This is a genomic window from Mycolicibacterium aromaticivorans JS19b1 = JCM 16368, assembly GCF_000559085.1.
Lineage (GTDB): Bacteria > Actinomycetota > Actinomycetes > Mycobacteriales > Mycobacteriaceae > Mycobacterium > Mycobacterium aromaticivorans.
This window is the reverse complement of sequence record NZ_JALN02000001.1, coordinates 4,149,588-4,161,853: the sequence shown is the minus strand read 5'-3', so window position 1 is coordinate 4,161,853 and position 12,266 is coordinate 4,149,588. Positions and strand designations below refer to the sequence as shown.

Sequence of the window (12,266 nt, the reverse complement as noted above, 5' to 3'; positions counted from 1 at the left end):
CCCGACTCGCCACCGATGTCGTCTACATTCGACAAGAACGGCTCTGGAGGCGCTCATGATCAAGCTCGAACTGCCCTACGTCACCGTGACGGTCGACGACCGGTTCCGCAATCGTCTGGCCCTGGTCGGCGACCGGCTGCGGGTCACGCTGACGGCGTATCTGCGCAACGCCGCCGACGATGTGGGGGGGCTGGGCCGCAAGGCCACCGCGGCCTGCCAAACCGCAGCCGTTCGCGTCGACACCGCGATGGCCGCAGCCAACGACCGCATCGCCTCGGAACCCGAGGTACACGTCCGGCACCTGAAAGTCGTATGACATGAGTGCACCCGGCGTCTTCATCACCGGAGCCGCCGCCGGTATCGGGCGGGCGACCGCTCTGACCTTCGCCCGAAACGGCTACCGGGTGGGTGCATACGACATCGACCTCGACGGGCTCACCGGGCTGCGCGACGAGATCGTCGCGCTCGGAGGTGACGTCGCGATCGGCGAGCTCGACGTCACGAACGCCGATCAATGGTCGGCTCGACTGCGTGAATTCACCGGCAGCACTGGAAAACTCGATATCCTGGTGAACAATGCCGGGGTTCTGACCACAGGCCTGTTCGCCGATGTTCCGCTCGGCGTTCACCGGCAGACGGTGGACATCAACTTCACCGGTGCGCTGACCGGGTTGCATGCCGCATTCCCGTACCTGCGCGACGCTCCGGGCGCCCAGGTGGTCAACATGTGTTCGGCCTCCGCGCTGTACGGCCAGCCCGAGCTCGCCACCTACTCGGCAACCAAATTCGCGCTGCGTGCGCTGACCGAGGCGCTGGAACTCGAATGGCGCCGATACGGAATCCGGGTGCTGGCGATGTGGCCGCTGTTCGTCAAGACCGCGATGACCGACGGCGTCGAGACCGGCAGCACCAAGTCGCTGGGCGTCAACCTGCAGCCCGAGGATGTGGCCGCCGCGGTCTACTCGGCCACGCACCGCCGCGGGCGACTGGCCAAGGTGCACTATCCGGTGGGCCGCCAGACCACCGTGCTGGCCGCACTGTCGCAGGTGTCGCCGAACTGGATGCAGCGGTTGATGACGAAGACGTTGACCCGTAGTTAGCCGATTGCGGTGTACGGCTTCTTCGGCGGCTGCTGATTTTGCCGAAATGATTGGCAAAGACCAAGATTGCTCGCCACACACGGCACGCCGTTGATGGTGGGCGCACTGCCCTCGAGATAACACTGGCCGGTGTACTCGTTATTGACGTGCCCGGCCGGGCAGGCCTGCGCCACCGCTGCAGGCAGTCCGGTGACAACACCGGCCACCACACCGGCGCCGGCCACCAGACACCCGAACCGTCGCCGCCAGCGCAACGTCATCGACATACCCCCAAGGCCTTTCCGCAGCCAGAATACGCTTTTACGGCTTTGCCACGGCACGTGATTAGGATCGTGGGCATGCCGGAGCCGACCGACGATGTAGACGCCACGACGACGACATCGCACCGCCCCACCCGCCCATCCCGATCCTCCGTCAGCTGGCTCGCGCCCGTCGCGGTGGTGATCTCGCTGATCGCGGTGGGCCTTGCCGGATGGGCCTTGTTCCGGCCCACTCCGTCGACTCCCGCGCCGGCCGCCGCGCCGCAGACCGGTGACCCGAAGACCAACGCCTGCGACGCCTACCGCACCGTCAGCGCAGCGGTCTCGTTGCAGACCCACGCCGACCCGGGGGCCGAAGTCCAGGGGGTGGCCGCCAACGCACGGCTGGCCATGGCGGGCGGCGCGACCTACCTTCTCGCCCACCTGAGCCCGGCCACACCGGGCGATCTGGCCGACGCGATTCGCGGCTTCGCGACCGGCTTGCAGGATATTTCGATGAACGCGTTAGCCGGTGTGCCCAACACCGACCCGAAGCAGGCCGAGCGGCTGAGCAACGCGGAGAAGACGAACAGCAAGATCGCCGAACTCTGCAAATAGCCATTACGACGGCTTTTACAGGTTGAGTTCAGCTGGCGTTTGCACGAAGTTCGGCAGCGCGCCAAGTGGGGTCCAGTCCGAGGTAAGGGTTGTCTCCTTGGATTTCTTTGTCAGGGACCACTCGGCGCATTTGCCGGACTGAACGTCTTCTTCGAAGGGAATTCGACCTTGTCCAAACACCGCAAGAAATCGCTCCGGGTGGCTGCGCCAGCCTTCGTCACCACGGGCGTCGCCGGTGCGGCGATGGTGGGTGCGGCCGTCTTGTTCGCCACCACCGATGCCGCCACGACGGTGGCGTCGCCGGCGTACAAGCTGACCTCGACCGAATCGGATTTGCTGCTTTTCGGTGACAGCCTTGCCGGCAGCAACTCCAAGGCGACCGCTGCGACAGCTGCTGTCACGGCCAACGCCAGCAATTTCGTCGCCGAGTTCATCGGCAATGGTACCGCCGCGCACCCGAACGGCGGCCTGCTCATCGGTAACGGCTACAGCTACAGCGCCGCCGACGCACAGTGCGCCAGCGCCTCCTGCAACGGTGGCCGCGGCGGCCTGCTGATGGGCAACGGTGGCAATGGCTACAACGGCGGAAACGGCGGCAGCGCCGGGCTGTACGGCAACGGCGGCAACGGCGGCGACGCCACCAGCGCCAGCATCAACGGCGGCAACGGCGGCAACGGCGGCAACGGCGGCCTGATCGCCGGAAGCTCCTCCAGCGGCGCGCTGTTCGGCGGCGGCGGGGGCAATGGCGGCAAGGGCATCGCCGGCGGTGCGGGCGGCAACGGCGGCAACGCCGGACCGTTCGCCGGCAGCGGTGGCTCCGGTGGCGCCGGTGGCGCCAGCACGACCGCCGGTGTGGCCGGCGGCAACGGCGGTAACGGCGGCGACGCCGCGAGCATGCCTGTCCTCGGCAGCGGCTCCGCGGGTGCGGGCGGCGCGGGTGGCGCGGGCTACGGCGGCGGCGCGACCGGAACCGACGGCGGCGCCGGCGGTAACGGTGGCAAGGGCGGCTTCTACGGCTCCGCGACGGGCGGCGCAGGCGGCACCGGCGGCGCAGGCGGTGCCGGCACCGCGACCGGCGGCAACGGCGGCACCGGCGGCACCGGCGGCACCGGTGGCCTCGGGTCGGGCAACGGTGGCGCAGGCGGCACCGGCGGTGCGGGTGGCGCAGGTGGGACCGGCGCGGCCGGTAACGGCGGCACCGGTGGTAGCGGTGGCGCAGGCGGCGTGGCCGGCAACGGTGGCGCGGGTGCGACCGGCGGCGATGGCGGCACCAGCACGACGGGCGCCGGCGGCACCGGCGGCACCGGCGGCAAGGGCGGTGTGGCCGGTAACAACGGTGGCGCAGGCGGTGCCGGCGGCAAGGGCGGCGGCGGCGCAACCGGCGGCAAGGGCGCCAACGGCGGCCTCGGCGGCTTCGGCGGCTTCAGCGGTGGCTCCGGCGGTGCCGGCGGCAACGGCGGTAACGGAGCGACCACGGGTACCGGCGGCGCAGGCGGCACCGGGGCCACCGGCGGTAGCAGCGTGATCGCCGGCGGTAAGGGCGGCAACGGCGGCAACGGCGGAAAGGGCGGCGCCAACTCCGGCGCAAGCGGCCACCTCGGCTCCGGCGGCCTCGGCCCGACCGGCGGAAAGGGTGGCAGCGGCGGCGCAGGCGGATAACCCGTCACGATCAGAAATCGGCCCCCTCCGAGAGGAGGGGGCCGATTTCGACTCAGTGCGTTGGCTTTCGGGTCAGGCGCGCGCGCCGTTCATCGCACACGCCGTCTGCACATTGTTGGCGTCGGTGTTCATGTCATTTGCCGTTGAGTTCAGCGAGTCACCGCCGCCACGAATCCCCATGATTATCAACAGCTTTGTGGCCCGCAACGACCACGACCGCATGGGGGCCGCGATTTCATTGGGCAGACCGGGCGCTGACGCTGCCGACATGGCGGCAGCGGCGGACTCACGCAATGCGGTACGGCCGTAGAGATTTGCGTTGGCAACGTTCGGATCGTCGTAGTTGACGCTGTTCCCGCCGCCGGCCGAGTCGTAGGCAAAGTCTTCGTAATACGACGACGCATGGTCCAGGGCCATTCCGAACTGCTTGCAGGCGTCGGGTACCGCACTGGAGGGAGCCGCATCCGGCGGTGCATCCAGTGGCGGGGCGGCGACAACCGCCGCGACGGCCCCGGGCGCGGGTGCCGGCTGGTCGGTCTGCGCGTCAGGATCGGCGAGCGCAGCCGGTGCGCACAGCAGAGCCGAGGCCGACACCAGCACTGTGGCAGTCAGAATGCGGCCGTATTGCGGTGATCTCATTGCTTCCTCCTGGATCGTGGGCTCCCCCGAACCGTCCGGCTGGAAGTTCCAAACCAGCCCAACCCGGAATCCGTGGCGTCAGGGTTCCGTAGGGTCAGGACGACAGCGATGATCGACGTGATACCTGTCGGGATGGTTAACGGATGGCCAACAGCCGGGGCCGCCGAAGGATCCATCGGGTGTATCTATCACCCGCGACGCACCGAGTTGGAACCACCTTGAGACCGTATCGCAGCTCTTCAGCGATCGGCGGCTCGAAATGACGCTCGGTAGACGGTAATCGGGCGGGAGTTGTTGGGGCGGCGTTAACCATCCAGTCACCCGCCAACTCAATGATTCCTCCGAACGACACAGTGGTTATCAACTACGAGAGGCGCCAACACGACATGTTGAAACGCTTTGCCGCATTGGCTGGAGTCTGCCTGCTGGCTCCCATCGGGGCGGCGCCGCTGGCGCTGGCCGACCCGCCGGCCGATCCCAACGTGGCACCTGTTGCCAACGCAGCCCCCGCGCCCGGCGGGCCCGCGGGACCGGTGCCCTCCGCTGCGCCCGGAGTTCTCAAGACGCCCGACGGCTGGGTGCTTAACGTGTCGGGCAAGGACGAGTCCATGGAACCGGTTTCCTCCCTGACCAATTCACCGTGGTCCCGCGAGTACCTGGTCGACGGCACCTTCACCGGATCGGTCACCGGCGGCGGCAGCACCAAGCTTGCCGGCGGCACCCTGGAGGCCGGCTACCAGATCGGCTGCGGCATCATCCAGGACGACATCGAGTCGATCGCCACCGGCGGCATCACCCCAGGGGTCGGCATTCCGATCGTGAACGGCTCGCTGTTGCCCGTCACCCTCGGCCTGTCGGCGTCCTACCAGATGAAGATCGACCTCAAGCCCGGTGTCGTGAACATCGTTCCGGTGGGCAAGAAGTCGTTCAAGGGCACCGCGCCGCGAATCTCCATCACCGGCTTCCGTATCAAGATCGACGGTTGCGCAGGGCAGTCCTTCATCCGCTCCTACGCCACGTTGACCAGCTCGACCGACAACACCGACGACGTGGTCACCTACCTCGGCGTCACGAAAGCCGTTTAACAACTTCACATTGTCGTTCTCGCACTCGGCTGCCCGTCACGACGCGGTGGTGGGCAGCCGAAATGCATTACCTGGCACTACCCGCGAGAACGCCCAGTGGACGAATCCGGGGCGCTGAGTGTTGACGCCCCGTTCACCGACTGGACACCCGAAAAATCCATGATTTCCCACAGAAATTCACCAGTGACAGACGGAAGGCGCCGACAGGATATGTTGCATCGCTTTGCCACCGCGGCTGCAGTTTGCATGCTGATCCCGATGGGAGCGACCCCGCTCGCGTTGGCCGACCCGGCCGATCCGGCGGCGCCGCCCGTCGCTGACGCAGGTGCTCCTCCCCCACCACCGGACAACGGTGCCGTCGCCTCTGAGGTTCCCGGCATCGCCAAGACACCCGACGGCCGCACGCTCACGGTGGTCGCCAAAGACGAGACGCAGCTGCCAGTGGCACCGCTGACCACGTCGCTGTCCTCGCGCGACTGGATTGTCGGTGGCACGTTCACCGGCACCACCACCGGGTCGGTGTCGGGCGGCACACTCGAGGCCGGCTACCAGGTCGGCTGCAGCGTCGAAATGGACAAGGTCAAACTGATCGGCTCGGTCGGCGCCAGCCTCGGCAACGCCAGCCTCGGCACCGGCGGACTTTCGCTGCCCGGCTCCGTCAGCTTCCCGGTCCAGGGACAGATCGAGGTCGATCCCCGGCCAGGCACCATCACCAACGTCGTCGTCGACAAGAAGTCCTTCAAGGGCACCTCATCTCGAGTGACGCTGAAGGACATTCACATCAAGATCGACAACTGCGTCGGCGCATCGTCACTCCGCTCGTACGCGGTGCTGACCAGCTCGGGCACCGATGCCGACGACATCGTCGCCTACTACGGCGTCACCAAAGTCTTCTGACAGCGGTTCGCCAGATGCACAGCATGTTCGTCAAGGGCGTGGTCATAGCCGCGCTCGCTGTCGGAGCGGCGGTCGCACCCGTGGCGACCGCCGCCGCCGACGAACCGTTGCCGGTCGACCCCGCGGCCCCGCCGCCACCGCCCGCTCCGCAAGGATTCATCCCGTCGCCGGGGACCATCTCGGATTCGGTCAACGGATTCGCGGGCATCCTCGGCGGCCCGGCAGGCAACCAGTTGTTGCTCGGCCAAACCCCCACTCCGGCGCTGGCGGGGACCGCACCCGCGGCGCCGCCGAGTACCGACATCCTCAACGGCGCGCAGTTGTTGATGGCGCAGAACAACAGCATGCCCACCCCGGACCAGCAGTCCCCGTATCAGCTGGGACCGGGTGCGGACGGCCCCTTCGCCCGGGTCAATCAGTGGAAGGGCGTGCACGCCTTCCTCCACGGGGCACTTGGACGCATGCCCGCCGACCAGCTCGGGCAGCCGCTGCCGGGAACGGCTCCGCCACCGGGCACCAACATCCCGGCCGGGCCTGAACAGTTCCTGCCCGATCCGGCGGCGCCTCCGCCGCCCGGAGACCCTGCAGCCCCGGCGGCTCCGCCCGCGCCGGCGGACCCGGCACTGCTACCTCCGCCGGCCCCGATCCCCTGATCGCGTCCTCGACCTCGTTCGCGGCGTCGTTGCGGCCGATGCCGACTACGGTGTGACGAGGATCGAGGCCGGGAGGAACAGCGGGATGAGCACAGGCAACCGGACGTTGGCGCTTGCCGCCGCGGCCTGTGCCATCCTCGTCGGTTCGCCGACGGCCGCGGCCGAGCCCGCACCCGCTGATCCGCCGGTGCCCGCACCGGCGCCGCCGAACGCGTCAGTGGGCAGCGTTCTCGCCCAGAGCGGCGAGCCCGCGGCCGGGCCACTGGGGCTGCCCGATCTGTCGGCGTACGCACCGGGGCTTCTGCTGGGGCAGAACCCGGTTCCGTCGGCACCCGGTGCGTCGAGTGCCGCAGCACCTCCGGATCTGCACGCCCTGAACAACCAATACCTGCTTCCGCAGAACGTCGCTCCCGCCGCGCCGGGGCAGGGCGAGCCCGACATCGGCATCGGCCCGTCCGCCGAGCAGCCCGGAACCGGCCGACTTGCTTTCCTGCGCCGATTGCACGCGATGTATTCCGCCGGGGCGTTGGACGGCGCACTGCTCGGCCAGGTCCCCTACGAGCAACTTGGCGAGCCGCTGCCCGGCACCGCGCCCGGCGCGGAAGTCAACGTGCCGCCCGGGCTCGGCTTTGCGCTGGCAGATCCTGCTGTTCCAGCACCGGCACCCTGAGCCACGACGGTGCCGACCGAGCGCGACGCGCCCCCGACATTCACCCAACGGCAAAGTACCGGGGCAGTTCTGGTGCTAGCATCCGAAACCTATGCCTGCTAACGCCCCGCGCGTGATCGTCGAGCCAGACGACGGCGTGGAACCGGTCCGCGAATTCATCATGAGCGCGCAAAAGTCGCTTCTGATAAAGCAATTCACCTTCACCGAGCCCAGCCTGATCGAGGCTGCCATCGACCGGAAAAAGGCCGGGGTCGACGTGCGGATCATGCTCAACCCCCAGCGCTCGGGTGGCGACCGGGCCAACGACGAGAGCTACGAGGCGTTCAAGAGCGCCGGCATCGACGTCCAATGGTCCAGCCCGAAATTCTATGTCACGCACGAGAAGTCAATCGTCGTCGACGAGAGCGCGGCAATGGTCGCGACCTACAACCTCATGATCAAGTACTTCACGCTCACCCGTGACTACGGCATCATCACCCATGATCCGCTGCACATCGCACAGATCGTCGAGGTCTTCAACGCCGACTGGGAACATCGAGACTTCACGCCGCCCAGGTACGAAGGACTGCTGTGGAGTAACTCCAATTCCCGATACCACATGGCCCGGTTCATCGACTCCGCTGAGCGCAAGCTGTACATCCAGCACCCGAAGTACGTGGACGCCGTGATCCTCGACCACATCGCGGCGGCCGCCCACCGCGGCGTCAGGGTGAGGGTCCTGTGCGGGGGCAAGCACGGCATCAGCGAATGGGACATCCTCGACACGTTCGCCTCGCTGCGCACGCTGCGCCGGTTCGGTGTCGAGGTGCGCAAGCAGAAGAACCTGAGGGTGCACGCCAAACTGTTGATCATCGACGGCAGAGAAGTTCTGGTCGGGTCGATGAACATCGATCGCAGCGCCTTCGACCTTCGCCGCGAACTCGGTGTGACCACCGATGACCCGGACGTGGTGGCTCGGCTCAAAGAGGTCTTCAAAAGCGACTGGCAGATCTCCAGCCACTACGAGCCACCCGACCCGCTCGAGAAGAACCGTCCCATCGAGGACGAGTTTCCACACGACCACGACCTGGTCCATGAGTGATTTCGGTGCGACCCGGGAGAAGGCCTCACTCTTCGAGGTCGCGCGGACGTTCAACCACATCGCGCTGGCGTCGTTCGGCGGCGGCCTTGGTGCCTGGTCGCGCGAGGTCATCGTCGTCGAGAAGCAGTGGCTGGGTGAGGAGGAGTTCCTCAGCGCCATGACGATGTGCCGGATCGTACCCGGCGCCAATCAGGTGAACCTGGCGGTGTTCGTCGGAACCAAGATGAAGGGTCTGGCCGGCGCCGCCGCCGCCGTGATCGGGCTCTGCCTGATGCCCGTCGCGATCGTGCTGACGCTCGGCTTCGTCTACTTCACGTTCAAGGAAGTGCCCGCGATCAAAGGTGCGCTGCACGGCGCCTCGGCGGCCGCCGTCGCGCTGACCCTGACGATGGTCATCCAGACCGGTCAGAAATGCCTCAAAGGCCTGATGCCGGTTGCCTTCTTCTTGGCCAGCTTCGTCCTCAACGGGGTGCTGCGCTGGCCCCTGCTGCTGACGTTGGCGATCCTGGCGCCGCTCAGCCTGATCTGGGCCTGGCCCCGCAAGAAGCCGGAACCGGTCGACGCATGAAGACCTTCCTGGCGCTGATCGGCATGTTCGGCTCGTTGTCGCTGCTGTCGATCGGCGGTGGCAACACGGTGCTGCCCGACATGCACCTGCAGGCGGTGACCGGGCACCACTGGCTGACCAACTCTCAGTTCGCCGACATCTTCTCGATCTCGCAGGCCGCGCCGGGCCCGAGCATCCTGATCGTGGCACTGGTCGGCTACGCGGCCGGCCTCGGCACCTTCGGCGTGGCCGGCGGCATCCTCGGCGGCGTGCTGGCCACCATCGCGATGGTGGTCCCCGCTGCGGGCCTGATGTACGTGATCACCCTGTCGTGGCAGAAGGCCCAGAAGTCCAAGCTGCGCTACGCCGTCGAGAAGGGCTTCGCTCCGCTGACGGTGGGGTTGATCCTGGCCAGCTCGCTGGTCATGAGCAGAGCCGCCGACCATGACTGGCGGGCGTACCTGATCACCGGAATCGCCACCCTCATCTTCGTGCGGACCAAGACCAATCCGCTGATCGTGGTGGGCGCCGCGGCACTGTTGGGCTACGTCGGCTTCGTCTGACGGCCGCCGAGTTGCCCGGCTTCTCCGCACCCGGTTCCGGCGCGCATCGTCGCCCGGCCGTCGGTCAATGAGACCTCCCCGGTGGAAGTCGGGATAGGTTGCAGCGGTGCGAGTTGACGGACGCGATGTTGCCATCTCCGGCGACGTGCTGCTGCCGCTGACCCGCCGGACCAACGACATCGTGCGACTCTCGCTGGCGACCGTTGTCCTGGTGATCGTGATCACCAGCTCGCTGATCACCCGCAACGACTGGGTCGGACTCGAGAAATCCGTCTCGATGATCGTGGGTGTGCTCACCCCGACCCAGTCCAACCTGGTGTATCTGGCCTACGGCGTCGCGATCCTGGCGTTGCCGTTCGTGATCCTGATCGGGCTGATCGGCGCGCGGCAGTGGAAGTTGTTCGCGGCGTACGTGGCCGCCGGATTCCTCGCCGTGATCTCACTGTCGATCACCGGCAACGGGATCGCCGCGCCTCGCTGGCATTTCGACCTTTCCGAGCGACTGTCGACCACCTTGTCGCAGTTCCTCGACGATCCGCGCTGGATCGCAATGCTGGCCGCGGTCCTGACCGTGTCCGGACCGTGGCTGCCGGGCCGCTGGCGGCGATGGTGGTGGACGCTGCTGCTGGCATTCGTGCCGATCCACCTGGTGGTCAGCGCGGTGGTGCCGGCCCGCTCGCTGCTCGGACTCTCGGTCGGCTGGTTCGTCGGCGCCCTGACGGTGTGGGTGGTCGGCACCCCGGCACTCGAAGTCCCCCTGGACGGAACCGTGCGCGCGCTGGCCCGCCGCGGGTTTCTGGTGACGTCCCTGACGGTGGTCCGGCCGGCCGGGTCAGGGCCGTTGGAGTTGGCGGGGGTTGACGACGCCGGGTCGCGGGTGGTCCTGGAAATGTATGGGCCCAACCAGCGCAGTGGTGGCGCCCTGCGCCAATTCTGGCGCTGGCTCATTCTGCGTGACTCCGAGACCGCGCCGTTGCAGGCCTCAATGCGCCGCGCGGTCGAACACCGCGCGCTGATGACGATCGCGGTCGGCGACCTCGGGGTGTCCAACACCACCACCATGGTGGTCGCGGCGCTCGAACGCGGGTGGACGCTGTTCGCGCACACCCCGCCGCTCGGCTCCCCGATCGGGTCGGCCTCTGACGAGGCCCTGGTCACATCGGTATGGGGTTCGCTCGGAGTGCTGCACCGCCACCAGATCGCGCACGGAGACTTGCGTTTCAAGGAGATGACAGTCGACTCCGGGAAGGTGTTGTTCGGCGGATTCGGCAATTCCGAGTACGGCGCAACCGATGAGCAACTCCAGTCCGACATCGCGGCACTGCTGGTGACGACATCCGACCGGTTCAGTCCCGAAGCCGCCGTGCGCGCAGCCGTCCACACCCTGGGCAAGGAAACCGTTCTCACCGCATCGCGACGCCTGACCCGGGCTGCGGTCCCGGCCCGAATTCGCAAGTCCGTCAACGATCCCAAGGCCGTCATGGCCGCCGCGCGCGACGAAGTCAAACGGCAGACCGGCGCTGACGAGATCAAGACCGAGACCATCACCCGGTTCACCCGCAAGCAGGTCATCCAGCTGGTCCTGCTGGTCGCACTGGTCTACGTCGCCTACCCGTTCATCAGCACGGTTCCCACGTTCTTCAGCGAACTGCGCAATGCCAACTGGTGGTGGGCCCTGCTCGGGCTGGCCGTCTCCGCGCTGACGTATGTCGGTGCGGCAGCGGCACTGTGGGCCTGCGCATCCGGGCTCGTCAGCTTCCGGAACCTCGTCATCATGCAGTTCGCCAACACCTTCGCCGCCACCACCACCCCGGCTGGTGTCGGCGGGCTGGCGCTGAGCACTCGTTTCTTGCAGAAGGGTGGGCTGGGTGCGCTGCGCGCCACCGCCGCGGTAGCCCTTCAGCAGGCGGTGCAGGTGATCACCCATGTGACCCTGCTGATTCTGTTCAGCGTCGCAGCCGGCGCGACCGCCGACCTCTCCCATTTCGTGCCGAGCACCACGTTGCTGTACCTGATCGGCGGTGTCACGCTCGGCTTCGTGGGCACATTCCTGTTGGTGCCCAAGGCACGCCGGTGGCTCGGCACGGCGCTGCGACCGCGGCTCCAAGAGGTCGGCCGTGAGCTGCTGGATTTGATGCGCGAACCCAAGCGATTGGCCATCATCGTACTCGGTTGCGCCACAACCACTTTGGGGATGGCGCTGGTGCTGTGGGCCAGCATCTCGGCGTTCGGCGGTGACACCACGTTCGTCACCGTCACCATCGTCACCATGGTCGGCGGCACGCTGGCATCGGCCGCGCCCACCCCCGGAGGTGTCGGCGCGGTGGAGGCCGCCCTCATCGGTGGACTTGCCGCGTTCGGCGTACCCGCCGCAGTCGGCGTGCCCGCTGTCTTGCTCTACCGCGTTCTGACGTGCTGGCTGCCGGTGTTCGCTGGCTGGCCCATCATGCGGTGGCTCACCGCGAGAGAGATGATCTGAGCGCACCTGCGTAGCGTGGAGACGTGCGAACGACGC

Annotated in this window: 14 protein-coding genes; 12 read left to right on the top strand and 2 right to left on the bottom strand. The window is 67.5% G+C overall.

The features are described from left to right. The first annotated feature begins 55 nt into the window (after positions 1-55). Positions 56-316, top strand: a complete 261-nt coding sequence (locus Y900_RS19895) for a hypothetical protein (RefSeq protein WP_036344048.1) — start codon at positions 56-58, stop codon at positions 314-316. A gap of 1 nt (position 317) precedes the next feature. Further along, positions 318-1,100, top strand: coding sequence for an SDR family oxidoreductase (locus Y900_RS19890; protein WP_036344046.1), 783 nt, complete (start codon positions 318-320; stop codon positions 1,098-1,100). Here the strand turns inward: Y900_RS19890 and Y900_RS19885 are convergent. Next, positions 1,097-1,360: a hypothetical protein gene (locus tag Y900_RS19885; RefSeq protein WP_131536231.1), complete on the bottom strand. Its 264-nt coding sequence runs from the start codon at positions 1,358-1,360 to the stop codon at positions 1,097-1,099. The two genes, Y900_RS19890 and Y900_RS19885, sit on opposite strands and share 4 nt — an antisense overlap. Before the next feature lie 78 nt (positions 1,361-1,438). Between Y900_RS19885 and Y900_RS19880 the strand changes: the two genes are divergently transcribed. Then, positions 1,439-1,957 carry a hypothetical protein gene (locus tag Y900_RS19880; RefSeq protein ID WP_036344042.1) on the top strand — a complete coding sequence of 173 codons (519 nt, stop codon included), beginning with the start codon at positions 1,439-1,441 and terminating at the stop codon, positions 1,955-1,957. 198 nt (positions 1,958-2,155) lie between these two features. Continuing rightward, complete coding sequence (locus Y900_RS32455; RefSeq protein WP_051660167.1) at positions 2,156-3,616, top strand: hypothetical protein; 1,461 nt, start codon at positions 2,156-2,158, stop codon at positions 3,614-3,616. A gap of 72 nt (positions 3,617-3,688) precedes the next feature. Here the strand turns inward: Y900_RS32455 and Y900_RS19870 are convergent, their stop codons facing one another. Continuing rightward, positions 3,689-4,255 (bottom strand): Rv2240c family protein, encoded by a 567-nt coding sequence (locus tag Y900_RS19870; protein ID WP_051660166.1) that lies wholly within the window; start codon positions 4,253-4,255, stop codon positions 3,689-3,691. A 386-nt stretch (positions 4,256-4,641) separates the two neighbouring features. Here Y900_RS19870 and Y900_RS19865 point away from each other — a divergent pair, with 386 nt between their 5' ends. The 8 genes from Y900_RS19865 (at position 4,642) to Y900_RS19830 (ending at position 12,230) form a co-directional block, all read left to right on the top strand. Further along, positions 4,642-5,340 carry an MspA family porin gene (locus Y900_RS19865; RefSeq protein ID WP_036347316.1) on the top strand — a complete coding sequence of 233 codons (699 nt, stop codon included), beginning with the start codon at positions 4,642-4,644 and terminating at the stop codon, positions 5,338-5,340. Between the two features lie 210 nt (positions 5,341-5,550). Then, a complete protein-coding gene (locus tag Y900_RS19860) occupies positions 5,551-6,237 on the top strand; it encodes an MspA family porin (RefSeq protein WP_036344041.1) in 687 nt (228 codons plus the stop codon). A gap of 14 nt (positions 6,238-6,251) precedes the next feature. Then, the gene (locus Y900_RS19855; RefSeq protein WP_051660165.1) at positions 6,252-6,890 is read left to right on the top strand and encodes a hypothetical protein; all 639 of its coding nucleotides are present in this window, start codon (positions 6,252-6,254) and stop codon (positions 6,888-6,890) included. A gap of 85 nt (positions 6,891-6,975) precedes the next feature. Beyond that, positions 6,976-7,560, top strand: a complete 585-nt coding sequence (locus tag Y900_RS19850) for a hypothetical protein (protein WP_051660164.1) — start codon at positions 6,976-6,978, stop codon at positions 7,558-7,560. Between the two features lie 91 nt (positions 7,561-7,651). After that, complete coding sequence (locus Y900_RS19845; RefSeq protein WP_036344039.1) at positions 7,652-8,641, top strand: phospholipase D-like domain-containing protein; 990 nt, start codon at positions 7,652-7,654, stop codon at positions 8,639-8,641. After that, on the top strand, positions 8,634-9,209 hold the full coding sequence (locus tag Y900_RS19840) for a chromate transporter (protein ID WP_036344037.1): 576 nt from the start codon (positions 8,634-8,636) through the stop codon (positions 9,207-9,209). The genes Y900_RS19845 and Y900_RS19840 overlap by 8 nt, the downstream gene beginning before the upstream one ends. After that, positions 9,206-9,751 carry a chromate transporter gene (locus tag Y900_RS19835; RefSeq protein WP_036344035.1) on the top strand — a complete coding sequence of 182 codons (546 nt, stop codon included), beginning with the start codon at positions 9,206-9,208 and terminating at the stop codon, positions 9,749-9,751. Before Y900_RS19840 ends, Y900_RS19835 begins: the two co-directional genes overlap by 4 nt. 106 nt (positions 9,752-9,857) lie before the next feature. Then, on the top strand, positions 9,858-12,230 hold the full coding sequence (locus Y900_RS19830; protein ID WP_036344034.1) for a lysylphosphatidylglycerol synthase transmembrane domain-containing protein: 2,373 nt from the start codon (positions 9,858-9,860) through the stop codon (positions 12,228-12,230). Positions 12,231-12,266: the final 36 nt, after the last annotated feature.

Coding starts and splice junctions, on each gene's coding strand:
- Y900_RS19860 (WP_036344041.1), top strand. CDS start 5,551: ATGTTGCATCGCTTTGCCACCGCGGCTGCAGTTTGCATGCTGATCCCG.
- Y900_RS19865 (WP_036347316.1), top strand. CDS start 4,642: ATGTTGAAACGCTTTGCCGCATTGGCTGGAGTCTGCCTGCTGGCTCCC.
- Y900_RS19885 (WP_131536231.1), bottom strand. CDS start 1,360: ATGACGTTGCGCTGGCGGCGACGGTTCGGGTGTCTGGTGGCCGGCGCC.
- Y900_RS19880 (WP_036344042.1), top strand. CDS start 1,439: ATGCCGGAGCCGACCGACGATGTAGACGCCACGACGACGACATCGCAC.
- Y900_RS19850 (WP_051660164.1), top strand. CDS start 6,976: ATGAGCACAGGCAACCGGACGTTGGCGCTTGCCGCCGCGGCCTGTGCC.
- Y900_RS19840 (WP_036344037.1), top strand. CDS start 8,634: ATGAGTGATTTCGGTGCGACCCGGGAGAAGGCCTCACTCTTCGAGGTC.
- Y900_RS19855 (WP_051660165.1), top strand. CDS start 6,252: ATGCACAGCATGTTCGTCAAGGGCGTGGTCATAGCCGCGCTCGCTGTC.
- Y900_RS19835 (WP_036344035.1), top strand. CDS start 9,206: ATGAAGACCTTCCTGGCGCTGATCGGCATGTTCGGCTCGTTGTCGCTG.
- Y900_RS19895 (WP_036344048.1), top strand. CDS start 56: ATGATCAAGCTCGAACTGCCCTACGTCACCGTGACGGTCGACGACCGG.
- Y900_RS19845 (WP_036344039.1), top strand. CDS start 7,652: ATGCCTGCTAACGCCCCGCGCGTGATCGTCGAGCCAGACGACGGCGTG.
- Y900_RS19890 (WP_036344046.1), top strand. CDS start 318: ATGAGTGCACCCGGCGTCTTCATCACCGGAGCCGCCGCCGGTATCGGG.
- Y900_RS19870 (WP_051660166.1), bottom strand. CDS start 4,255: ATGAGATCACCGCAATACGGCCGCATTCTGACTGCCACAGTGCTGGTG.